The following is a 21,986-nucleotide window of genomic DNA, read 5'->3' as shown; positions in this document are numbered from 1 at the left end:
GGGCCTCGCACGGAGCGAACGAAAAAGGGCGGCTTCCGCGAGGAAGCCGCCCTTTTCATGCATGGGTCGTTAAGGTTTCGGCCGTCAGCCGAGCTTGATCTCGTCGAAGGCGTTCGGCTCGATGCCGGCAGCCTTGAGGGCCGCGCGCGAGGGACGCTTGCCGGCCTCGGCCGCCGCCGCGCATGCAGCGATGCCACCGAAAGCTTCGGTCATGCTGCGGATCCGCTGGCCGAAGGAGCGCGTGCGGTTGTTGCGGGGGGTCATCGAGGTCGTCCTTTCAAGGTGTCTGTCTCGTTTCGATGACCAGAAGATGGGCCTTCGCCCTCCGGACTTGAAGCGTCGATTCGGCGCGTCAGCCATGCGATTTTCGCATATCGGGGCCGTCAGCCATTCTAAACCGATTAGAGTGGGAGGCGGGAACCTATCGAGAGACGCGGCATTCCTCACGGTTCGCGTCGCACGGGTCCGGCGCGGCTGGGGAGCGTGAAGCGTTGGATATCGTCACTTCGCAGATGCTGCGTCGCGCCTTGCCCTTGTTCACGGCGCTGGCGATCGGCGTCCTGACGCTGTCGATCGCCGCGATTCTGACGCTCGGGCGCGAGATCTTCGTGCCCTTCGCCCTCGGCATTCTCCTCGCCTTCATCCTCGCCCCGATCGTGATCGGGCTGCAGCGCCGCCGCGTGCCACGCATGCTGGCGATCTCGGGCGCGATCCTCGCCGCCACCGTCGCCATCGTGGCCCTCGGCTTCATCATCGCGCTGCAGATCACCTCGCTGGTCGGCGAGATCCCATCCTACCGCCTGACGGTCCAGGAGAAACTGCAATCGCTGTCGGCCTCCGCGCAGGCCAGCGGCAACGGCCCGTTCAGCCGGGCCGCCGTCGCGCTCGAGGAGATGGCGGCCGACATCCAGCACCTCGCGGCGCCCGCCGAGACGACGCGGGGCAACGGCGCCGACGGCCCCCCCGCGCCGCGCCCGATCCCGGTGACGGTCGAGAACGAGACCTCCCTCTTCGACACGATCGGTGCCATCGCCCTGCCGCTCCTCCAGCCGCTTGCGACCTTCGGCGTCGTGATCATCTTCGCGATCTTCATTCTCCTGCAGCGCGAGGATCTCCGGAACCGTTTCATCCGCCTCGCCGGCACCGACGATCTCCAGCAGACCACGGCCGCGATCGACGACGCCGCGCGCCGCCTGTCGAAGCTCCTCCTGTTCCAGCTCGGCGTGAACGCCGCCTTCGGCGTCGTGACGGCGCTCGGCCTCTGGCTCCTCGGCGTGCCGAGCCCGGCGCTCTGGGGCATTCTCGGCGGCATCCTGCGCTTCATCCCATATGTCGGCGGCTTCGTCGGCGCGGGCCTGCCGATGCTGCTCGCCTTCGCGGTCGATCCCGGCTGGTCGATGGTGATCTGGACCGCCGTCCTCTATCTCGGCGCCGAAACGATCCTTTCCAACGTCGTGGAGCCGGTGCTCTACGGGCATTCGACCGGCCTGTCGCCGGTCGCCATCCTGCTCGCCGCGACGATCTGGGCCTTCCTCTGGGGACCGGTCGGCCTGATCCTCGCCACCCCCCTGACCATCTGTCTCGTGGTCATGGGCCGGCACGTGCCGCGCCTTGCCTTCATCGACGTCATGTTCGGCGACCGGCCAGCGCTGTCGCCGCCGCAGATCTTCTACCAACGCATGCTGGCCGGCGCGCCCGACGAGGCGATCGACCAGGCGCACGACTTCCTGCGCCAGCGCGAGCTTGCGACCTATTACGACGAGGTGGCGCTCGAGGGGCTGCGCATAGCCCATGAGGACGTCGCGCGCTTTGCGGTCGAAGGCGAGCGGCTGGAAACGCTCCAGCGCTCGACGCTCGAACTCGTCGAAGGCTTGAAGTCCGTGCGAACCTCGGCCCTCGGCGGCCGGCGCGGCAAGAAGGCGATGTCGGCGGAAGCCGCCGCGGCCGTCGATGCGGCGGGTCCCGATCAGGAGGTCACGCGCATCGTCCAGCGCCAGCAGGATCTGGCGCCGGCCTGGCGCGGCGACCGGCCCGTCGTCTGCCTGTCCGGCTCGAACGCGCTCGACGGCGCCGTCACCGCCATGCTCGCGCAGGTCCTCACCCGCCACGGTCTTCGGGCGGAGGCGGTCAGCCTCGCCTCGCTGATCCAGAACCCGCCGAGCCGCGAGGATGCCAAGGGCGTCGCGCTGGTCTGCCTGTCCTTCGTGGAGCCCCTGTCCACGGTGCACCTGAGGCAGGCCGTTCGGCGCGTTCACCGTTTCGCACCGCGCGCGCGCATTCTGATCGGCATCTGGCGTCAGCGCGACCCGGCGATGCTGCAGGAACTGAAGCGCCGCGTCCATGCCGACGCTCTGGTGACGACGCTGAACGGAGCGCTCGCCGCCGCGCTCGACATGTCCGGTCAGGCGATGCACGTGCCGGCGCCGGAGACGCACGCCGCCCCCAACGTGACCGACGAGACCAAGGTCGAGGCCGCCGTCGAAGCAGTATGACTGAGGCCGCCCACAGCACAAGCCGGCACGGTTTGCGGCCGTTTGGCGGAGAGCCATCGGTGACTTGGGTTCTTGCCGTCCGGGTAACTGCCGCGCTTTAGGAGCGCCTTGAATCTTCGTGAGCGTCCAGTCGATCCTGCCCGCTTCGCGCTCGCCTGAAAGACGCCTCGACCCGACATGAAAAAGGGCCGCCTCCTTTCGGAAGCGGCCCTTTTCGTTGCCGGCCGGCGCCGGCAAGGCGCCGGAGTGGTCGATCAGCCCTTGTCGGGCCGGACGATATGCACGCGTTCGGCGGCGGCGCGGCGGAAGGCTTCCGACACGTGCTGGAAGGCTTGGTGCGCCTCGTCCGACAGGGAGTAGCCATCCTCGGGCTCGAGGATGAAGGCGAGCAGCGAGCGGCCGGTCGCCATGTAGTCGGTGTCGAACTCGAAGGGCACGAGCTCGTCGCGGTTCGGCATGTTGGTGTCGATGATGCAGTGCCAGCGGCGACCGCCGGGGGCCTGCGGCAGCTTGAAGTTCACGACGTCATGGTGCGCGTTGAGGACGAGGAGCATCGTCGCGTCCGAACCGATGCGCTTGATGCCCTCGGCCTGCGCCCGGCCGTCGAGAAGGACGCCGAAGCAGCGTGCGCCGGCATCGTCCCATTCCGCCTGCTGCATCTCGCCGCCCGACGGCGACATCCACGTCACGTCCTTGGCGCCGATCTCCTCGTCGAACCGCCCCTGGAGGAAGCGGCCGCGACGCAACATCGGAAGCGCCTGACGCAGCATGATGAGCTTCTGGACGAATTCCGCCAGATCCTCGCCGTCCTGCGTGACGTTCCAGTCGACCCAGCCGATCTCGTTGTCCTGCGCGTAGGCGTTATTGTTGCCCCCTTGCGTGCGGGCGAACTCGTCGCCCGCTAGGATCATCGGCGTGCCGCGCGAGAGGAGGAGCGTCGCGAAGAAGTTGCGCAGCTGGCGGAAGCGGACGTTGTTGATCTCCGCATCCTCGGTCGGCCCCTCGACGCCGTAGTTGTTCGAGAGGTTGTGCGAATGGCCGTCGCGATTGTCCTCGCCGTTCGCCTCGTTGTGCTTGTCGTTGTAACAGACGAGGTCGTGCAGCGTGAAACCGTCGTGGGCGGTGATGAAGTTGACGCTCGCCCAGGGCTGGCGACCGCGATTGTTAAAGAGGTCGGCGGAAGCCGAGATCTTGCCGGCGACCGCCGGAACCTTGCCCTCGTCGCCGCGCCAGTAGGCGCGCACCGTGTCGCGGTAGCCGTCGTTCCACTCGGCCCAGCCCGGCGGGAAGCGGCCGACCTGATAGCCGCCCGGACCACAGTCCCAAGGCTCGGCGATCAGCTTGACCTGGGACAAGAGCGGATCCTGCATCGTGGCGTGGAGGAAGGAGGACTCCTCCGAGAAGCCCGTCGGCTCGCGCGCCAAAATGGTCGCAAGGTCGAAGCGGAACCCGTCGACGCGCATCTCGCCGGCCCAGTAGCGGAGGCTGTCCATCACCAGCTGCATCACGCGCGGATGCGAGGTGTTGACGGTGTTCCCGGTGCCGGTGTCGTTGATGTAGTAGCGCTTGTTGTCCGGCAGGAGCCGGTAGTAGGTCGCGTTGTCGATGCCCTTGAACGAGAGGGTCGGCCCGTTCTCGTTGCCCTCGGCCGTGTGGTTGTAGACGACGTCGAGGATCACCTCGAGCCCGTTGTGGTGGAAGGTCGAGACGAGTTCCTTGAACTCATTGACGAAGGGCGAGCCCATGTAGCGCGGATCGGGCGCGAAGAAGCCGAGGGTGTTGTAGCCCCAGAAGTTCCGCAGGCCCTTCTCGACGAGGTAGCTGTCGTCCACGAAGGCATGGATCGGCAGGAGCTCGACCGACGTGATGCCGAGGCTCTTGATGTACTGGACGACGTCGTGGTGCGCGAGACCCGAGAACTTGCCGCGGTCACGCTCCGGCACGCTGGGATGGCGCTGGGTGAAGCCCTTGACGTGGGTCTCGTAGAAGACGGTCCGCTCCCAGGGCACGTTCGGCCGACGATCGTTGCCCCAGGTGAAGGCGGGGTCGACGATCTGCGACTTCGGTACGAAGGCCGCCGAGTCGCGCTCGTCGAACGACAGGTCGCCGTCAGCGTGGCCGATCGTGTAGCCGAAGAGGGCGTGATCCCACTTCAGTTCGCCGACATGCTGCTTTGCGTAAGGGTCGAGGAGAAGCTTGTTCGGGTTGAAGCGATGGCCGGCGTCGGGCTCGTAGGGGCCATGGACGCGATAGCCGTAGACGAGGCCGGGGCGCGCATCCGGCAGATAGCCGTGGAACACCTCGTTGGTGTATTCCGGCAGCACGATGCGCTCGAGCTCGGTGGTGCCGGTCTGGTCGAAGATGCAGAGCTCGACCTTCGTGGCATTGGCGGAGAACAGGGCGAAGTTGACGCCCAGTCCGTCCCATGTGGCGCCGCGCGGGAACGGCCGGCCAGCCTCAACACGTGATTTGTGGAGGCCGGGCTTCGCGAGAGTGGACGCGAAGTCGGAGGCATTCGGTTGAATGTTCAAGGGATGGATCCCGTCATGAATTGAGACACGCCGGATCGGGAAAGGGGATGGAAGCGCATTTGGTTCCCGCACCTGCGAACCGTTTGGCGGCGTCCCCGTTATGTCCCGGCGATCAATGCGCGACGAGGAAGCGATATCTTGAAGATCCAGGACGTAATGAACCGGCACGTGGAGTTTGCCGGGCTCGACGACCCCGTGTCGGAGCTTGCCGTCATGATGGGGGATCTCGACGTCGGATCGCTGCCCATCGGTACGGCGGACGACGCCCGGGGCGTCGTCACCGATCGCGACATCCTCTACCGCGTCGTGGCGCGCGGGCTCGATCCGGCGCAGACGCGGGCGCGCGACGTCATGTCGTCGCCGATCCTTGCCTGCCGTCCGTCCGACAGCCTGCAGGCCGCGATGGACCTGATGACCGCGCACCGCATCCGGCGCCTCGCCGTCACGCAAGGCGACGGGGCCGTGGTCGGCTGGGTGACGCTCGCCGACCTGTCGCGCGTGCTTCTTCTGGAGTCGGGCACGGTTCAGTCGGCGCTGCGCGAGATCACGCGCGAAAGCGCCGGTTGAGGCTGCCGACGACATTGGCCGTCAGCCCGAGGCGGGCGGCGAGATAGGTGAGGTAGGCCTGCGCGACCGCTGAGCGCTGGCCGATCACGAGAAGCGACACGGCATAGGCATGCGCCGCCTTGTCGAGCCGGCGTGCCGTATCCGCCAGGGCGCCGATCGAGACTGGCGCTGCCGTGTCGTGCTCCAGCGGCGCGAGATGCGACGGCGAAGCGCCGAGCCGCGTCAGCGTCTCCCGCGCGCGCTCGCGCCGCGTGGCGTCCGCCCAACCGCCCTCGTCGGCTTCGAGCGCCAACGCCGCCGCATCGACGGCGAGCGCGGCCTCCTCGGCCGAGAAGGAGCGGAAGTCGAGGGTCAGCGGAAACGAGACCTGCCGAAAGTTCGCCAGATGCGCCGACAGCACTTTCAACGCCAGCGTCGCTTCCACGCCGTCGCGGCGCGTCGAGGTCGGCGTCGGCGCTGCGGCACCGTCCATCGCGGGCAGGTCGAGGGCCTCGAGGTTCAGGCCCTGCCCGTCGCGTGGTCCCGCCTGGCGCCCGGCCAGGCGCCAGAGCCATTCGACGCTCAAGCCTGCGCCGCCGCGGGCTGCTGCAGCAGCGCCTCGATCTGGCCGAGGAGCTTGGAGAAGTCGACGGGCTTGGCGTGGTAGTCGTCGCAGCCGGCCGCCAGCGTCTTCTCCTTGTCGCCCGACATGGCGTGGGCGGTCAGCGCGATGATCGGAATCCGGGGCATCGAGGCGTCGGCCCGCATGGTGCGCGCGGCGGTCCAGCCGTCAAGAACCGGCAGGTTCATGTCGAGGAGGATGATGTCGGGCGCCGTGCCGCGGGCCTTCTCGATGCCGTCCTGCCCGTCATGGGCCAGCACCACCTCGTAGCCGCGCCGCTGCAGGCGGCGGGACAGGAAGTCCCAGATTTCCTCGTGGTCCTCGACCAGCAGGATGCGTGTCATGATGTCGGCTCCGATGCGGACTGTCCCGTCTGTGCAGGCTGCGTTGCCTCGGCGTGCGCCCCCTGACCGACCATAACGCGGATCTGGGCCGCAAGGTCCCTAAGGTCGACATCGCCTTTCGAGAAGACGTCCTCGGCCTGACCCTGCAGGAAGCGCTTCTCGTCGGCGTTGAGATCCTTGGAGGTGAGGACGACGACGGGGATATCGCGCCAGTCCGCCCGTTCGCGCATGGCCTTGATGAAGGCGAAACCGTCCATCTCGGGCATGACCAGGTCGAGGAGGATGAGGCTCAGGCGCTCGGTCTCCATGCGCGCCAGCGCCTCGCGCCCGTTCAGCGCCGTGATCACCTTCAGTCCCTCGCGCTCCAGCATGGTGGCGGTGCGGTGCAGGCCGTCCTCGTCGTCGTCGACCGCAAGGATCAACCCGTTGTCGCTGGTGCGGAAGCGATCGAGCACCGCCTTCAGGCGGTTCCATTCGACCGGTTTCAGAAGATAGTCCGCCGCGCCCAAGGCATAGCCGAGGCTATGCTCGTCGATGATGGTGATCATCACGACCGGGATCGCCGATACCTCGGGATCGCCCTTCAGCTCGGTCAGGACGGCCCAGCCGTCCATCTTGGGCATCGTCACGTCGAGAAGGATCACGTCGGGCTTGAGGAGCCGCGCCATCTCGAGGCCGCTGAGGCCGTCGGCGGCGGTGCGCACCGAAAAGCCCTCGCGCATCAGGAAGCGGGTGACAAGCTCGCGCGCATGCGGGTCGTCGTCGATCGCCAGCACGAGCCCCGCGCCCGCCTCCGCGGGCGGCTTGACGTCGGTCGTGTCCGGCAGGACCTCCTCGGCAGGCTTCTCGACCTCGGCGGGAATGCGGATGGTGAAGGTCGTCCCCTGCCCCTCGGCGCTGGTGACGCCGATGTCGCCGCCGAGCAGGCGGCAGAAGGCGCGGGTGATGGCGAGCCCGAGGCCGGTACCGCCGAACTTGCGCGTCGTCGATTCGTCGGCTTGCGCGAAGCGCTCGAACAGGCGCTCGACCTGCTCGGGCGTCATGCCGATGCCGGTATCGGTCACTTCGAGCCGGATCCAGTCGCCGCCGTCCTGCGGTTCGCGGCTGGCCGACAGGGTGATCGTGCCCTCCTCGGTGAATTTGGCGGCATTCGACAGGAGGTTGATCAGGCACTGGCGCAGCTTCACCTGATCGGTGTGCATCTCGCCGAGATCGCCGTCCTTCTCCACCGCCAGACGGTTGTTCTTCTTGGTGATCAGCGAGCCGACCGTCGAGGCCACCTCGTCCAGCACGTCGGAGAGCCGGAAGCTCTCGGCATACACATCCATCCGCTCGGCCTCGATCTTCGACAGGTCGAGGACGTCATTGATCAGGCTGAGAAGATGCCGGGCGTTCTGCTCGATCTTCTTCAGGTCGGTGAGAAGGTGGGCCTCGCCGAGATCCTCGACCTCCTCCTCCAGCATCTCGGCATAGCCGATCACGGCCGAGAGCGGCGTGCGCAACTCATGGCTCATGTTGGCGATGAACTGCGACTTGGCGCGGTTGGCGTTCTCGGCCGCCTCCTTGGCCGCGGCAAGCTCCTGCTCGGCGGCGCGCTGCGAGGTGATGTCGGTGTTGGTGCCGAACCAGCGCGTAATCGTGCCCGTTTCGTCGCGGATCGGGATCGCCTGGGAGAGGAACCAGCGATACTGCCCGTCGGCGCCGCGCAGCGGAAAACTGTCCTCCCATTTCACGCCTTCCGCAAAGCGCCGTGCCAGTTCCTGGCGCACCCGTTCGATATGGTCGGGGTGGTGGACCTTGGTCCAGCCGTGCCCGCGCATCTCCTCGAGTGTCGTGCCGGTGTAGTCGAACCAGCGCTGGTTGTACCAGTCGATGTCGCCACTGGGATCGGCGATCCAAGCGAACTGCGGGATGTTGTCGGCGATGATGCGGAACTGCTCGTTGGAATGACCGAGCTCGGCGGCGATCCGCTTCTGGTCGGTGATGTCGGTGTGGGTGCCCACCCATTCGGTGAGGCTCCCGTCCGGTCCGCGGATCGGCACGGAGCGGGCCAGCATGTCGCGCCACTCGCCGTCGTGGCGGCGCACGCGGTGCTCGATCTTGTACGTCCCCTCGCGCTCCACCGCCTCCTTCCAGGCCTTGGCGCTGCGCTCGCGGTCCTCGGGATGGAGGGCCTCGGTCCAGCCGAAACCCGAATACTGCGCCTCCGACTGGCCGGTGAACGCGGCCCAGCCCGGCTGGGCGCCGGAGAAGCGGCCGGAACTCGGCGCGGACCAGACGATTGCCGAGGTCGCCTCGATCAGCGAGCGGAAGCGCGTCTCCGAATAGGCGAGCTGCCGCTCGGCGCGCAGGCGCTTGGTGGCGTTGGTGAGGACGATGCCCGCGCCCACCGTCTCGTGCGCAATACGCCCCTCGGCGCGCAGCGGATAGATGCTCGCGAGATAGATCTGCTCGTCCGCGCCCTCGCCCGCCCGCAGCTCGACGCCGTTGTGCGTGCGGCCCCAGCGCAGCGTCTCGTCCAGCATGCGCTCCAGCATCACGCGGTCGTGCGGGAAGAGGTCCAGCAGCGAATCCGAGACCGCGACCTCGCGCTTCAGGCTGGCGCCGGCCTGCGCGAAGGCGGGATTGAGGCGCCCGAGCCGGCCGTCGCGGCCGACAAAGCCGATCGCCACCGGCGAGTTTTCAAGAACCGCCGACAGCATGCCGCTCGCCCGCCGGCTCTCGACATGGCGGCGGAAGGCGATGACGGCGAGCGAGGCGGCCGACAGGATGGCGGCGAGAAAGGCGATGTTGGAGACCAGCGCGTCGCGATGCGCCGTCGCCTCGGCGAGATCGACGCGCTTCTGCGCGTTCGTCTGCGCGAGCCCGACCTCCATGCGGATATCGTCCATCAGCCGCTTGCCGATGCCCGAGCGCACGAGGTCGGACGCGGCCTCGATCCCCTCCTCGTTGCGCAGGCGCACCGTCTCGGTCTCGATCGCGATCTCCTGTTCGGCCAGCTCGCGCAGGCGCGCCAGCCGGGCGGGATCGCCGCCGCCCTCCGCCCAGACATTCTCCATCCGTACGAGCTGCGCCGGCAGATCGGCGACGTTCTGGCGGAACGGGGACAGGAACTCCTCCGTGCCGGCGATGACGAAGCCGCGCGTCGAGGTCTCGATGCTGGTCATCATCGACAGGTAGCGCTCAGCCTCGGCGATGATGGCGGCATTGCCGCTCGCCGCTTCCTCGCGGCGCGTGTCCTGCCAGATGGTCCAGACGAAGGCCGCGGTCGCCAGCGCCAGCAGCAGTCCGGCCAGAACCGCCGTGCGTCCGAGGGCCGCTTGGACCGTCGCCACGCCCTTATTGCCGGATGCGATCCCGGCGCCACCTTGTGTCATGCTTGGAAGTCCCCCGAATGCGGACGGAGGCGCCGCATCCCTCGCGTAACGGCGCGCGCCGGATTTCGTTCGACGGGCACGGGCCGCCGTGCCGCTTTTTGTCGCCTTCCGCCTTACGCCGTTCCCTCCGCGAGCCCCCCATGACCCTCGACCAAGCCCTCGCCTTCGGCCTCGTCGGCCTCACCGTCGCCGGCTTCGTCTGGGGGCGCCTGCCCTACGATCTCATCGCGCTCCTCGGGCTGCTCGCCGGCGTCGTCACCGGCATCGTGCCGGTCAAGAGCGCCTTTTCCGGGTTTGCCGACGACGTGGTGGTGATCGTCGTCGCCGCACTCCTCGTCAGCGCCGCGATCGCGCGCTCGGGCGTCGTGGAGGACATCATGCGCCCGCTGATGCCGCACATGCGCACGGCGCGCCGGCAGGTCTTCGTCTTGGTCGGCGCCGTCACGCTGCTCTCGATGGTGACGAAGAACGTCGGCGCGCTCGCCATGTTCATGCCGATCGCCGCGCAGGTCTCGCGCAAGAACGGCACGTCCGTCTCGCAGCTCCTGATGCCGATGGCCTTCGGCTCGCTGATCGGCGGTCTCGTCACCCTCGTCGGCACCTCGCCCAACATCATCGTCTCGAAGATCCGCCAAGACATGACGGGCCAGCCCTTCGCCATGTTCGACTACGCGCCGGTCGGCATCGGGGTCGTGGTCTGCGGCTTCCTGTTCCTGTCGCTCGCCTCCGGCCTCATCCCGAAGCGGAAGCCGGCCGGCGGCATGGGCGAGGCCTTCGCGCTCGACGCCTACACGGCCGAGGCCGAGATCCCGGAAGGCTCGACCATCGCCGGGCGCAGCGTCGCCGAGCTGGAGGCGGCCGCCGACAACGACATCGCCGTGCGCCTCGTGATCCGCGAGCGGTTCCGACGCCATGAGCCGACGCCCGGCATGGTGCTGAAGGCGGGCGACCTCCTGCTCCTCGGCGGCGAGCCGGAGGGCATCGAGCGGGCCGTGGCGCGCGCCGGCCTCAGCCTCACGGGCGACCTGTCGACGCGCGCCGACATCGAGACCGAGAGCGTCGTCGAGGGCGTCGTGACGCCGCAGTCGCCGGCGATCGGCTCGCGTCTCGGCAAGCTGGCGCTGGAGACGGCGCACGGGGTGGCGGTGCTCGCCGTCAGCCGCTCCGGGCGGCCGATCGAGCAGCGGCTCGCAACGCTCCGCCTCCGCGAGGGCGACGTCCTCGTCCTGAAGGGAACCAGCGAAAGCGTGCCGGCGGCGCTCGCCGAGCTGCGCATCCTGCCGCTCGCCGAGCGTTCGATCGTGCTCGGCCGCTCGCGCCGCTCGTTCATCCCGCTCGGGGTGCTGATGGCCGCGATGATCCTGACCGCCGCGGGTATCGTCAGCGCGGTCGCCGCCTTCTTTGGCGCGGCCGTGATCCTCCTTCTCCTGCGCGTCATGAGCATGCACGAGGCCTACGGCACGGTGGAAGCGTCGGTGATCGTGCTCCTCGCCGCGCTGATCCCGCTGTCGGAGGCGATCCAGACCACCGGCGGCACCGACCTCATCGCGGGCTGGCTGTCGACCGCCCTGCACGGGCTGTCGCCGCTCACCTCGCTCTTCATGGTGACGCTGCTCGCCATGGCGGTCACCCCGTTCCTCAACAACGCGGCGACCGTCCTGATGCTCGGGCCCATCGCCGGCAGCCTCGCGGTGCGGCTGGGGCTGAACCCCGACCCGTTCCTGATGGCGGTGGCGCTGGGGGCGGCCTGCGACTTCCTCACGCCGATCGGCCACCAGTGCAACACGATCGTCATGGCGCCGGGCGGCTACCGGTTCGGCGACTACTGGCGCCTCGGCTTGCCGCTCTCGGCTATCGTGCTCTTCGTCGGCGTGCCGCTGATCGCACTGTTCTGGCCGGTCGGGGGCTGATCTCTCAAAGCCCGAGCTCGGCGGTGCGCCCGCTGTCCTCCAGTTCCCAGGACGCGGTCCAGTGTCCGGCGCGCCGGCGCAGCACGAGATAGTTGCGCTCGGCGGTGTAGACCGTGCGCTGGCCCGGCAGGCGCTTCAGCCGGATCGGCCGCCCCGGCAGCGGCGAGTGGCCGAGTCGCGACAGGAGCCCGAGGCCGAGACCGAGGGCCGCCGGGGGCTTGGGGTGGGTGATGCCCGAGGCGACCAGCTGGTGCAGCGACGAGCCGTCGCGCAGGCGCATCTCGCCGCGCGTCGCCAGATGGATCTCGCCCGACACGACGGTGACCGGGCCGCCGCGTTCCACCGCCTCGCGCTCGAGGCTCGAGAGAAGGCGCACCCATTCCGCCCGGTGGCCGCGGCTCTGCCACTGGTCGCGCAGGTCGTCCTCGTATTGCTGCTGGCCGGGATAGAGGTCGAGCAGCGCCTCCACCAGCGACAGGCGCGGGCCCAGCGCCGGCACGCTGGAGACGACGATCCGCCGGTCGCCGCCGGGCGCCGCCGCAAGCCCCGCCTCGAACGCCGTCCAGCCCTCGTCTCCCATGACGCGCCCCGGCGTTCGCTCCGAGCGCAGGTCGGGCAGGAGGACCGAGAAGCCGGGAAAGAGGGCGTCCTGCGAGAAGCTCGTGCCGGTCCGGTCGCGGCAGGTGGCCGGCAGCGCGGCCGGATCGGCGCCGATCTGGAACAGCACGAACATCTCGCGCGCCGCCCGGAAGAGGCCGAGCGCGACGGGGCTCTCCTGCAGGCCGACGGGATGGCTGCCCCAGCCGTCGAAGATGTCGTGGTCGTCCCAGATCATCAGCGAGGGCACGCGCGCGCCGAGTTCGGCAAAGGCCGGCTGGCGGATCAGCGCGAGATAGCGGCGGAAGAAGTAGCCGCGAATGGCCTCCTCCATGTCGGTCGTCCACGCGACGGCCGGTTTCCCGTCGATGGGAAGATCCGCCCAGCGCCGCGTCTCGGCATGGGCGTCCACCGCCTCGTCGGCATAGAGCTGGTCGCCGCCGTGGAGGAGCAGCGCGAAGGGCCGCGTCCGGTGCTCGGCGGCCAGCCGCCGCCACATGACGTCGCGATCCTCGTGGCTGCGCGCCTCGTCACCGTTCTCCTGCCCGTTGCAGGAGACGAAGCCGACCGCGAGATCCCCGGAGAGGTCGGTCACGACGGGAAAGCGCCGCCCGTCCAGCCAGTATCCCGTCTCCGGCCCGACCGGCAGCACGAACTCGGCGCCCCACACGGCGTGGCCGAAGAGCTCGGCGCGAAGCGCGAGCGGCACCGCGTCCGCCCCGTCCGCTTCCAGCCGGGGCGCCTCGGCGCCCTGCCGCGTGACCGCGACGACGCCGAGCCGGACCGCGGCCGCGTCCGCACCACGCGCATAGAGGATGGGGCCGGCGACCAGCGCCGACGCGTGCAAGGGTGTGGTGCTCAACGTCCTCGGGTTCCTCGTCCGGCCGCTTCTCGACGCCCGACATGTCGTGCGCGAGCGGGCCGCGACAAGGCTTGGGCGCGCGGCAAGCTCAGACGGCGAGCGGCATCCGGAGGCCTGTGACCGGCGTCGATGGGCGCGCACCGGCGCCGGGCGCGCCGGCCCCGGCGCCGAGGCACAGGACATCGACCGGCGCGAAATGCACCTTCACGGTCGAGCCGAGGTTCGGGGGCGGCAGGGCCGGATCGTTGAACGTGTCGATCATCAGCTCGTCCCGGCCGAAGCGGGCGCGCAGGCGCACCACCGAGCCGAGGAAGGCGACGGACGTGATCTCGCCGCGCAGCTCGTTGGAGCGCTCGCGGCTGGGATGGAGCGACAGGGCCTCGGGGCGCAGCGCCAACGTCACGGTGTCGCCGACCCGCGCCTCGCCGGCATGGGCCTCGATCTCCTGCCCATCGACGACGACGCGGTCCCCGTGCGCGACCTCGCCCTTGAGGAGGCCGAGCGTGCCGACGAAGGAGGCGACGAAGCGCGTGCGGGGGCGGTTGTAGATCTCGAACGGCGTGCCGACCTGCTCGATGCGCCCTTCCGACATGACGACGATGCGGTCCGACATGGAGAGCGCCTCCTCCTGGTCGTGCGTCACGAAGATCGTGGTGATGCCGAGCTCGCGCTGGAGGTCGCGGATCTCGGTGCGCAGCGACACGCGGATCTTGGCGTCGAGCGCCGACAGGGGCTCGTCGAGGAGGAGGACGCGCGGGCGCGGCGCGATGGCGCGCGCCAGCGCCACGCGCTGCTGCTGGCCGCCCGACAGCTGGTAGGGATAGCGGTCGGCGATGTGAGGCAGGCCGATGAGGCGCAGCATGTCCTCGACGCGCGAGCGGCGCTCCGCCTTCGGAACGCCGGCGACCTTGAGGCCGAAGGCGACGTTGTCGGCGACGCTCATGTTGGGGAACAGGGCGTAGGCCTGGAACACCATGCCGATGCGCCGGGCGTTGGGCGCCAGGTCGGTGACGTCCTGGCCGTCGATGCGCACGGTGCCGCGGCTCGCCGTCTCGAAACCGGCGACGATGCGCAGCATCGTGGTCTTGCCGCAGCCCGACGGCCCGAGGAAGGTGACGAACTCGCCCTTCTCCACCGCGAGGTCGAAGCCGTGCAGCACGGTGTTGGCGCCGAAGCTCTTGGCGACGCCCGCGATCTCGAGAAAGCTCATGGAACCGCCTTCGCCTTGGGTTTGAGGAAGGAGCGCGCGCGACCCGGCCCCGCGCCGCCCGCCACGTGCAGAAGCACCATGCAACCCCAGGTGACCGCGAAGGCGATCATCGCGAGCGCGGCGGGCTCGTAGGCCCGGTTGGCGCCGACATTCTGGAGATAGGGGCCGAAGGCCGGGCGGTTGAGGAGGCTCGCCAGCACGAACTCGCCGATCACGATGGCGAAGGTAAGGAAGGCACCGGACAGGACCGCCGCGCGCACGTTCGGCAGGATCACTTGGCTCATGATGGTGGAGCGTTTCGCCCCGAGGCTTTCGGCGGCCTCCGTCAGGGTGCGGATGTCGATCGCCTGCAGGCCGGTGTCGACGGCGCGGTACATGTAGGGCAGCGCCAGCACCGTGTAGCCGAAGACGAGGATGACGTTGGTGCCCGCGACCGTGCCCGTGAAGGGCAGCCAGGACGAGGAGTTGTAGAGCCGGAGATACCCGAACACGAGGACGATCGGCGGGATCACCAGCGGCAGGAGGGTGATGAACTCGACCACCGGGCGCAGCCGCGGCAGGCGCAGGCGCACCCAGTAGGCCGTCGGCACGACGAGGAGCGTGCCGAGCACGATGGTCGTCACGGCGCAGATGCCGGAGAAGAGGAAGGTCTCCTGGAAGCGGTTGTCGGCGAAGACGACCCGGTAGGCCTCGAAGCTCCACTGGCCGCGCAGCATGGAGAGCGAGAACTGGAACGTCGCCCAGAGCGGCAGAAGGAAGTAGAGCGCGGCCAGAACCACCGCGATCCAGGCCAGAACCCGCGGCGCCTTCATCGCAGCCACCGCTCGGCGCGCGAGCGCAGCCAGATGTAGAGGAGGTTGGAGCAGCCGGTGATCACGATCATGCCGAAGGCGAGCGCGTAGCCGAGATTGGGGTTGTAGAGGACGTCGCCGCGGATCTGCGCGTAGAGGAGGATCGGCACGATGTTGAGCGAGGAGCCGGTCAGCGCGTAGGCCGTGGCGATGGCGCCGAAGGCGTTGGCGAAGAGGAGCAGGAAGCAGCCCATGAGGCTCGGGAACAGAACGGGGAGCGCCACCATGCGCCAGTACTGCCAGTTGGAGGCGCCGAGGATCGAGGAGGCCTCGCGCCATTCCCGCTTCAGCCCATCCAGCGCCGGCGTGATGATCAGCACCATCAGCGGGATCTGGAAGTAGAGATAGGTGATCGTCAGGCCCCAGAAGCTCAGGAGATTGAAGCCGAGCCGGTAGATGTTGAGGCCGAAGGCCTCGTTTAGGAACCAGGTGACGAGGCCGATGCGCCCGAGCGTCGCGAGGAAGGCGAAGGCGAGCGGGATGCCGGCGAAGTTCGAGGCGACGCCCGAGAAGGTGACGACGGACGAGCGGATCCAGGACGGCAGGCCGCCGTGCACGATCGCATAGGCGAGGAAGAAGCCGAGCAGCGCGCCGAGACCCGCCGAGGCGAGGCTGATGCGGATCGAGATCCAGTAGGCCGCCACGATCTGCGACTGGAACAGCCCGGCGATGTTGGCGAGCGTGAAGCTGCCCGTAGGGTCCTGGAAGGCGCCGACCACGAGGTAGAAGGTCGGGGCGATCAGGAACAGGATCGCGAAGGCGAAGAACGGGACGACGCCGAGCCAGGCCAGCGAGCCTTTCCTGGCGCGCTCGGCCGGCGGCCCGGCTGCGGCGGCGACACCCGTCATGGGCTCGAGGACCTGGACACTCAACGCGGGGACCCCTTCGCGCAGGACGCCGCGGGCGGCGTGTTGGGAGGACGATGGACCGCCGCCGCGAGGCGACGGTCCGCACGCGTGGCCGATCGGCGCTTACTGGACGTTGGCGCCCACGACCTGATCCCACTTGGTCGTGATCTCGGCCTTGGCGGCGTTCTGGTCGTCGAGCGTCGGGAACTTCGCAGCCTCGTAGGAGGCGGCCGGCGGCAGGCGGTCGAGGAGATCCTTCGGGATCTTGCCGGCCTTGGCCATCTCGTTGAAGCGGATCGGGTGGCAGTAGCCCTTGAGGTAGGTCAGCTGGCCCTCGTCGGAGTAGATGTACTCCATCCAGAGCTTGGCGGCGTTCGGGTGCGGCGCGTAGGCGCTGATCGCCTGGACGTAGACGCCGGCCAGCACGCCCGTCTTCGGCACCACGACCTCGACGGCCGGGTTACCGTTCAGCGTGTCGCGGCTCGACAGGGCATTGTAGTCCCAGCGGATCATGATCGGCGTCGTGCCCTGCGCAAGCGATGCCGGCTTGCCGATCACGGGCACGAAGTTGCCGGCCGCGTTCAGCTGCTTGAAGAAGTCGAGGCCGGCATCGGCGATCTCGGTGGCCGAGCCGTTCGGCGACTTCGAGAGACCCGCGGCGTAGACGGCCTGGATGGCCTGCGCCGAGGCGCGCGGATCACCGGCGAGCGCGACCGAGTTGGCGTAGTCGGACTTCAGGAGGTCGGCCCAGTCCTGCGGCACCTCGGACACGATGTCCTTGTTCACCTCGAAGGTGAGCACGCCGTAATAGTCGCCGTACCAGTAGCCGTCGGCGTCCTTGGCGTCGGCCGGGATCTCGTCCCAGGTCGCGACCTTGTAGGGCTGGATCAGCTTGTCGGTCTTGGCCTGCGGGCCGAAGGACAGGCCGACGTCGATCACGTCGGGGGCCTGCGGGCCGGTGTTGCCCTGGTTGGCCTTGATGGCCTCGATCTCGTCGGCGGAGCCCGCGTCGGGATTGAGCTCGTTGACCTGGAGGCCGTACTTCGCCTTGAAGCCGGAGATCATCTCGCCGTAGTTGCACCAGTCGTGCGGCAGGGCGATCGTGGTGAGCGAGCCTTCCTTCTTGGCGGCCTCGACCAGCGCGTCCATGCCCTGCGCACTCGCGCCGGTCGCGGCCGCGCCCAACGCAAAGCTCGCGAGCACCGCAAGCGACACGCCCTGTTTCATAATCCCGATCATCCAGCTCTCCTGACGTTGTCCTGCAGTGGGCGTGCCGCGCAACCGGCGCTCAGCCATCGGCCGAGCGGGGACTATCACCGACGCGTGACAGTTCCGTGTCGCTCGCACCGGGCGGAGATGCCGTTGCGTCCGACGGCTATGTGAACGGGAAAACGCTGGCGGAGCAAGAGGCTCAAGGTGTGCCGTCCCCGGCTTTGGCACCCCCGCGTGCGTGACACGAAAAAGCCGGCCACGAGGGCCGGCTTCGTTCGGAGCGGTTCGGCTGTCCGGGCGCTACTGGATCTTGCGCCCGTCCGCCCGGCTCTTGATGAGGCTCGCCACCGTGGTCACCACGAGGATGCCGATGATGACCATCAGCGACTGCTCGATCTCGATGTGCATCCAGGACGGCACCTCGATCGGCTGGCCGCCGTTCAGGAAGGGCAGCGTGTTGGCCTCGACGGCGTGGACGATGAGCTTCAGGCCGATGAAGGCGAGAATCAGCGACAGGCCGATGCCGAGATAGACGAGGCGATCGAGAAGGCCGCCGATCAGGAAGTAGAGCTGCAGGAGGCCGAGCAGCGCGAAGGCGTTCGCCGTGAAGACGATGTAGGGCGCGTCCGTCAGACCGTAGATCGCCGGGATCGAATCCAGCGCGAACAGGAGATCGGTCATGCCGAGCGCGAGGATCACGATGAACATCGGCGTGAACAGGCGCTTGCCGTTCTCGATCACCCACAGCTGGTTGCCGCGGAAGTCGTCCGTGGTCGGCAGGTGACGCTGGAAGTACTTCACGATCGAGTTCGGCTCGTACTCCTCGTCGGTCGACTTCTGATGCTTCAGGCTCTCGACGATGAGCTTCCACGCCGTCCACAGGAGGAACAGGCCGAAGAGATAGAACACCCAGGAGAAGCGCTCGATGGCCGCCGCGCCCAGCGCGATGAAGATGCCGCGCATGACGAGCGCGATCACGATGCCGATGAGGAGCGCCTTCTGCTGGTAGGCGCGCGGCACCAGGAAGCTCTTCATGATGATGACGAACACGAAGAGGTTGTCGACCGAGAGCGACTTCTCGGTGACGAAGCCGGCGAAATACTCGATGCCGTGCTGGCGGTCCCAGAAGTGCCAGACGCCCCAGCCGAACAGAAGCGCCAGGCCGACGTAGAAGGTGGACCACAGGGCCGATTCCTTGAAGGTCGGCTCATGGGGCTTTCGGACGTGGGTGAGGAAGTCGAAGACGAAGAGGGCGCCGATGGCGGCGATGGTGGCCAGCCACACCCAGGTCGGCACGACGTCGGGCGAGACGCCCGTCACGGCCGTTTGTGCCGCCGCATCCGAAAGTGTTTGCTCCAACGATCCCTCCTGAGCGCCGCCCGTCCTGGATGCGGCTTCGAAACTGACAAAGGCCGCGAGGGCCGTGCTATCGCCTGCATAGCTGGGACGATCGCGAGACCTCGCAACTCCCCGAACCCATGCATGCGGCCGCTTAGGTGTGCAATCGCTGCCGCAATGCAACATCCCGGCGCCACAAATCTTGGCGACGGAAGAGCGCCGGAGAAACGCCCGCGCCGAAAGTCTGCGACTAACCGGTTGAATCCAAGGGATTGCGCCTCGTTACTTCGGCGCCATCACGCTTAGTTGAGACCGGCGTGTTCGCGAAGCTTGGCGATATTGTCACGGTAGCTTACTTCCGTGCCGCCGCGGTAGACCGCCGAGCCCGCGACGAACGTGTCGGCACCGGCCGCCCGGATCGCGCCGATCGTGTCGGGCGCGACGCCGCCGTCCACCTGCAGCCGGATCGGCCGGTCGCCGATCAGCGTGCGCAGGCGCCGGATCTTCTCCAGCGTCGCCGGAATGAAGCTCTGCCCGCCGAAGCCGGGGTTCACCGTCATCACCAGAACGAGGTCGACCCGGTCGAGAACGTATTCGATCGCGGTCTCGGGCGTCGCCGGATTGATCGCGACGCCGGGCTTGCACCCCAGCCCGCGGATCGCCTGCAGCGTCCGGTCGAGATGGGTCGAGGCCTCGGCATGCACGGTGATCCCGTCGCAGCCCGCCTTGGCGAAGGCCTCGAGATACGGATCGGCCGGCTCGATCATCAGGTGCGCGTCGAAGAATTTGCGCGATGCGCCGCGCACGGCCGCCACGACCGGCGGTCCGAAGGTGATGTTGGGCACGAAGTGCCCGTCCATCACGTCGAGATGGATCCAGTCCGCGCCCGCCCGGTCGACGGCGGCGATCTCCTCGCCGAGCCGCGAGAAGTCCGACGACAAGATCGACGGCGCGATGAGAATGTCGCCGCCCACCTCAGATGCCCCCGATCGGGCGCTGGCCGAACAGCGACGAGGTCTCGGTGAGGCTGGAGGGATCGGCCATCACCCGTGCGAACTCGACGACCTCCTCGCGCGAGCCGAAGACGACGGGCGTGCGCTGGTGCAGGCCGTCCGGCACGATGTCGAGGATCGGCTGGAGGCCGTCGCTCGCCGCACCGCCCGCCTGCTCGGCGCAGAAGCCGACCGGGTTCGCCTCGTAGACGAGGCGGATGCGGCCGCGATCGTAGCCCTTCCGCCGGTCGCCGGTGTAGATGTAGATGCCGCCGCGCACGAAGATTCGATAGGCGTCGGCCACCATCGAGGCGACCCAGCGCATGTTGAAGTCGCGCCCGCGTGGGCCCTCCACCCCCTCCTGGCAGCGCTCGATATAGAGGCGCACCGGCTCGTCCCAGTGGCGCGCGTTCGAGGCGTTGATCGAATATTCCTTGGCGACGGCCGGAATGTTGAGCGGTCCCATGCGCGTGAAGACGCCGGTCTCGGGCGACCAGCCGAAGGCGTGGGTGCCCGCTCCCAGCGTCACCACCAGCATGAGGCGCGGGCCGTAGACGAAGAAGCCCGCGGCCAGCTGCGCACGGCCCGGCTGGCGGAAGACGCCCGAGGCATCGGCGCGGTGCGCGTCGGTGACCGGCAGGATCGAGAAGATCGTGCCGATCGACACGTTCGTCTCGATGTTGGACGAGCCGTCGAGCGGGTCGATCGCCATGGCAAGGCTCGCGCCCTCGTTCAGCACCACCGCCTCGTCCTGCTCCTCCGAGCCGTAGAAGGCGACGGGCGCGGCGCGCGCAGCCTCGAGGAACAGGCGGTCCGCCTCGCGGTCGAGCACCTTCTGGATGTCGCCGCCGCCGTTGGGATCGCCCGCTGGGCCCGTGGCCGCGCCGGCATCCCCGGTCGCGCCGGTCGAGATGAGCCGCTGCAACGATCCGGCGGCCTCGGCCAGCCGCTCGATCAGCGCGGCGACGTCGCGCTGCCGGGGATCGGCCGCCGCATGGGCCTCGAGATACTGGGTCAGCGTGCTCATGCGTCCTCCATCGAAACCGTGATCGGCCCGGATTAGCGGATGGGACACGCCCGCGGCAAACGGAAAGCGGCCCTCAGCCGCCCGAGGGCAAAAGGGGCGCGCGGCGTAGCGCTGCGAGATCGGCCGAACCGGTGCAGAAGCAGGCGATCCGCAACTCCTCGATCACCTGCGTGAAATGATCAACCACCGCCTCGCTCGAGCGGTCCGCCGCGGGCAGTCCGGCCGCCGCCTGGCCGACAAGGTCGGCGCCGAGGCGAATCGCGCGCGCGGCATCGAGACCGTTGCGCACGCCCCCTGAGCCGATCACCACGGCCTCGGGACAGGCAACTCGGACGTCCCGGATGGCGCGGGCGGTCGGAATGCCCCAGTCGGAGAACAGGAGCGCGGCGGCGCGCGCGCGCGGGTCGCTCGTCCGCTCGGCCTCGATCGCCGCCCAGCTGGTGCCTCCGGCGCCCGCGACGTCGATCGCCGCGACGCCCGCATCGACCAGCTGCCGCGCGAGCCGGCCGGAGATGCCGGCGCCGACCTCCTTCACCACGACCGGGAACTCGACCGCCTCGACCAGCGCCTCGATCGCGGCCAAGATCCCGCTCCAGCGCCGGTCGCCGCCCGGCTGCAGGGCTTCCTGCAGGGGATTGAGGTGGACGATCAGGGCGTCGGCCTCGATCATCGCGACCGCGCGCCGCGCCTCGTCCGGCCCCCAGCCCGCGACGAGCTGCGCCGCGCCGATATTGGCGAGGATCGGCGCGTTCGGCGCGCGGCGACGAAGGCCCGCGTCGAGCCCGCCCGCGCCCCGCCCTTCCAGCGCGATGCGTTGCGAGCCGACAGCAAGCGCAAGGCCGAGGTGATCGGCGGCCTCGGCAAGGCGCGCATTGATCGCGCCGGCGCGCTCCGGCCCGCCGGTCATCGAGGAGATCAGGATCGGCGCGCGCAATGTCCGGCCGAGAAACCGCGTTCCGAGATCGATCGCGTCGAGGTCCACCTCGGGCAACGCGACATGCTCGAAGCGCACGGCGTCGAAGCCGGTCTCCGCCTGGCGTCCCTTGAGGCGCGGCGACAGGACGATGTCGAGATGATCGCCCTTGCGCGCGGCGATGCCGCCGGTCTCCTCGCCCATGCCCGTCCCGTTCCTCGTCCCACCGTCCAATCGAGCCTCCCGCATGCCACCGACGGCACCGGCGCGCTCTACGTCGATTCGTCGCATTCCGTCCCGCTCCCGGCCCGGCG

At 68.8% G+C, this 21,986-nt stretch carries 17 protein-coding genes; 3 read left to right on the top strand and 14 right to left on the bottom strand.

All coding sequences use genetic code 11. The features are described 5' to 3' along the window. Positions 1–84 precede the first annotated feature (84 nt). Positions 85–264, bottom strand: a complete 180-nt coding sequence (locus BM175_RS10020) for a hypothetical protein (protein ID WP_055890487.1) — start codon at positions 262–264, stop codon at positions 85–87. 227 nt (positions 265–491) lie between these two features. Between BM175_RS10020 and BM175_RS10015 the strand changes: the two genes are divergently transcribed. Further along, positions 492–2,492: an AI-2E family transporter gene (locus BM175_RS10015; protein WP_244545952.1), complete on the top strand. Its 2,001-nt coding sequence runs from the start codon at positions 492–494 to the stop codon at positions 2,490–2,492. A gap of 254 nt (positions 2,493–2,746) precedes the next feature. Here the strand turns inward: BM175_RS10015 and glgX are convergent, their stop codons facing one another. Beyond that, a complete protein-coding gene (glgX, locus tag BM175_RS10010; protein ID WP_090962767.1) occupies positions 2,747–5,017 on the bottom strand; it encodes a glycogen debranching protein GlgX in 2,271 nt (756 codons plus the stop codon). A gap of 144 nt (positions 5,018–5,161) precedes the next feature. Here glgX and BM175_RS10005 point away from each other — a divergent pair, with 144 nt between their 5' ends. Then, on the top strand, positions 5,162–5,590 hold the full coding sequence (locus BM175_RS10005; protein ID WP_090962633.1) for a CBS domain-containing protein: 429 nt from the start codon (positions 5,162–5,164) through the stop codon (positions 5,588–5,590). Here the strand turns inward: BM175_RS10005 and BM175_RS10000 are convergent. Genes BM175_RS10000 through BM175_RS09990 form a run of 3 tightly spaced genes read right to left on the bottom strand, consistent with a single transcriptional unit; the run spans position 5,568 to position 9,912 of the window. Beyond that, complete coding sequence (locus tag BM175_RS10000) at positions 5,568–6,155, bottom strand: DUF533 domain-containing protein (protein WP_090962630.1); 588 nt, start codon at positions 6,153–6,155, stop codon at positions 5,568–5,570. The genes BM175_RS10005 and BM175_RS10000 overlap by 23 nt on opposite strands. Continuing rightward, positions 6,152–6,535: a response regulator gene (locus BM175_RS09995; RefSeq protein ID WP_090962627.1), complete on the bottom strand. Its 384-nt coding sequence runs from the start codon at positions 6,533–6,535 to the stop codon at positions 6,152–6,154. Before BM175_RS09995 ends, BM175_RS10000 begins: the two co-directional genes overlap by 4 nt. Further along, positions 6,532–9,912 carry a response regulator gene (locus tag BM175_RS09990; protein ID WP_090962624.1) on the bottom strand — a complete coding sequence of 1,127 codons (3,381 nt, stop codon included), beginning with the start codon at positions 9,910–9,912 and terminating at the stop codon, positions 6,532–6,534. Before BM175_RS09990 ends, BM175_RS09995 begins: the two co-directional genes overlap by 4 nt. Before the next feature lie 140 nt (positions 9,913–10,052). Between BM175_RS09990 and BM175_RS09985 the strand changes: the two genes are divergently transcribed. Further along, complete coding sequence (locus BM175_RS09985) at positions 10,053–11,822, top strand: SLC13 family permease (RefSeq protein WP_090962621.1); 1,770 nt, start codon at positions 10,053–10,055, stop codon at positions 11,820–11,822. 4 nt (positions 11,823–11,826) lie between these two features. Here the strand turns inward: BM175_RS09985 and BM175_RS09980 are convergent, their stop codons facing one another. From BM175_RS09980 to fni, 9 genes are all read right to left on the bottom strand, one after another. Then, positions 11,827–13,281: an alkaline phosphatase D family protein gene (locus BM175_RS09980; protein ID WP_244545951.1), complete on the bottom strand. Its 1,455-nt coding sequence runs from the start codon at positions 13,279–13,281 to the stop codon at positions 11,827–11,829. An 88-nt stretch (positions 13,282–13,369) separates the two neighbouring features. Further along, a complete protein-coding gene (locus BM175_RS09975) occupies positions 13,370–14,491 on the bottom strand; it encodes an ABC transporter ATP-binding protein (protein ID WP_090962615.1) in 1,122 nt (373 codons plus the stop codon). Next, on the bottom strand, positions 14,488–15,303 hold the full coding sequence (locus BM175_RS09970) for an ABC transporter permease (RefSeq protein WP_090962613.1): 816 nt from the start codon (positions 15,301–15,303) through the stop codon (positions 14,488–14,490). Before BM175_RS09970 ends, BM175_RS09975 begins: the two co-directional genes overlap by 4 nt. Further along, positions 15,300–16,190 (bottom strand): ABC transporter permease, encoded by an 891-nt coding sequence (locus tag BM175_RS09965; RefSeq protein ID WP_090962765.1) that lies wholly within the window; start codon positions 16,188–16,190, stop codon positions 15,300–15,302. The genes BM175_RS09970 and BM175_RS09965 overlap by 4 nt, the downstream gene beginning before the upstream one ends. Before the next feature lie 123 nt (positions 16,191–16,313). Next, the gene (locus tag BM175_RS09960; RefSeq protein ID WP_416358536.1) at positions 16,314–17,339 is read right to left on the bottom strand and encodes an ABC transporter substrate-binding protein; all 1,026 of its coding nucleotides are present in this window, start codon (positions 17,337–17,339) and stop codon (positions 16,314–16,316) included. A 363-nt stretch (positions 17,340–17,702) separates the two neighbouring features. Beyond that, on the bottom strand, positions 17,703–18,761 hold the full coding sequence (locus tag BM175_RS09955) for a TerC family protein (RefSeq protein WP_210284080.1): 1,059 nt from the start codon (positions 18,759–18,761) through the stop codon (positions 17,703–17,705). Positions 18,762–19,042: 281 nt separating this feature from the next. Then, entirely contained in the window at positions 19,043–19,714 is a 672-nt protein-coding gene (rpe, locus tag BM175_RS09950) for a ribulose-phosphate 3-epimerase (protein WP_090962605.1), read from the bottom strand. 1 nt (position 19,715) lies between these two features. Next, on the bottom strand, positions 19,716–20,759 hold the full coding sequence (locus BM175_RS09945) for a class 1 fructose-bisphosphatase (protein ID WP_090962602.1): 1,044 nt from the start codon (positions 20,757–20,759) through the stop codon (positions 19,716–19,718). A 73-nt stretch (positions 20,760–20,832) separates the two neighbouring features. Beyond that, positions 20,833–21,876, bottom strand: coding sequence for a type 2 isopentenyl-diphosphate Delta-isomerase (fni, locus tag BM175_RS09940; protein WP_090962599.1), 1,044 nt, complete (start codon positions 21,874–21,876; stop codon positions 20,833–20,835). Positions 21,877–21,986 lie beyond the last annotated feature (110 nt).

The sequence above is a fragment of the Aureimonas phyllosphaerae genome, from assembly GCF_900113065.1.
GTDB lineage: Bacteria > Pseudomonadota > Alphaproteobacteria > Rhizobiales > Rhizobiaceae > Aureimonas > Aureimonas phyllosphaerae.
This window is presented reverse-complemented; position numbering and strand designations above follow the sequence as displayed.

Coding starts and splice junctions, on each gene's coding strand:
- BM175_RS09995 (WP_090962627.1), bottom strand. CDS start 6,535: ATGACACGCATCCTGCTGGTCGAGGACCACGAGGAAATCTGGGACTTC.
- fni (WP_090962599.1), bottom strand. CDS start 21,876: ATGGGCGAGGAGACCGGCGGCATCGCCGCGCGCAAGGGCGATCATCTC.
- BM175_RS09985 (WP_090962621.1), top strand. CDS start 10,053: ATGACCCTCGACCAAGCCCTCGCCTTCGGCCTCGTCGGCCTCACCGTC.
- BM175_RS09975 (WP_090962615.1), bottom strand. CDS start 14,491: ATGAGCTTTCTCGAGATCGCGGGCGTCGCCAAGAGCTTCGGCGCCAAC.
- BM175_RS09965 (WP_090962765.1), bottom strand. CDS start 16,190: ATGACGGGTGTCGCCGCCGCAGCCGGGCCGCCGGCCGAGCGCGCCAGG.
- BM175_RS09970 (WP_090962613.1), bottom strand. CDS start 15,303: ATGAAGGCGCCGCGGGTTCTGGCCTGGATCGCGGTGGTTCTGGCCGCG.
- BM175_RS09945 (WP_090962602.1), bottom strand. CDS start 20,759: ATGAGCACGCTGACCCAGTATCTCGAGGCCCATGCGGCGGCCGATCCC.
- BM175_RS09960 (WP_416358536.1), bottom strand. CDS start 17,339: ATGGACGCGCTGGTCGAGGCCGCCAAGAAGGAAGGCTCGCTCACCACG.
- BM175_RS10020 (WP_055890487.1), bottom strand. CDS start 264: ATGACCCCCCGCAACAACCGCACGCGCTCCTTCGGCCAGCGGATCCGC.
- BM175_RS09990 (WP_090962624.1), bottom strand. CDS start 9,912: ATGACACAAGGTGGCGCCGGGATCGCATCCGGCAATAAGGGCGTGGCG.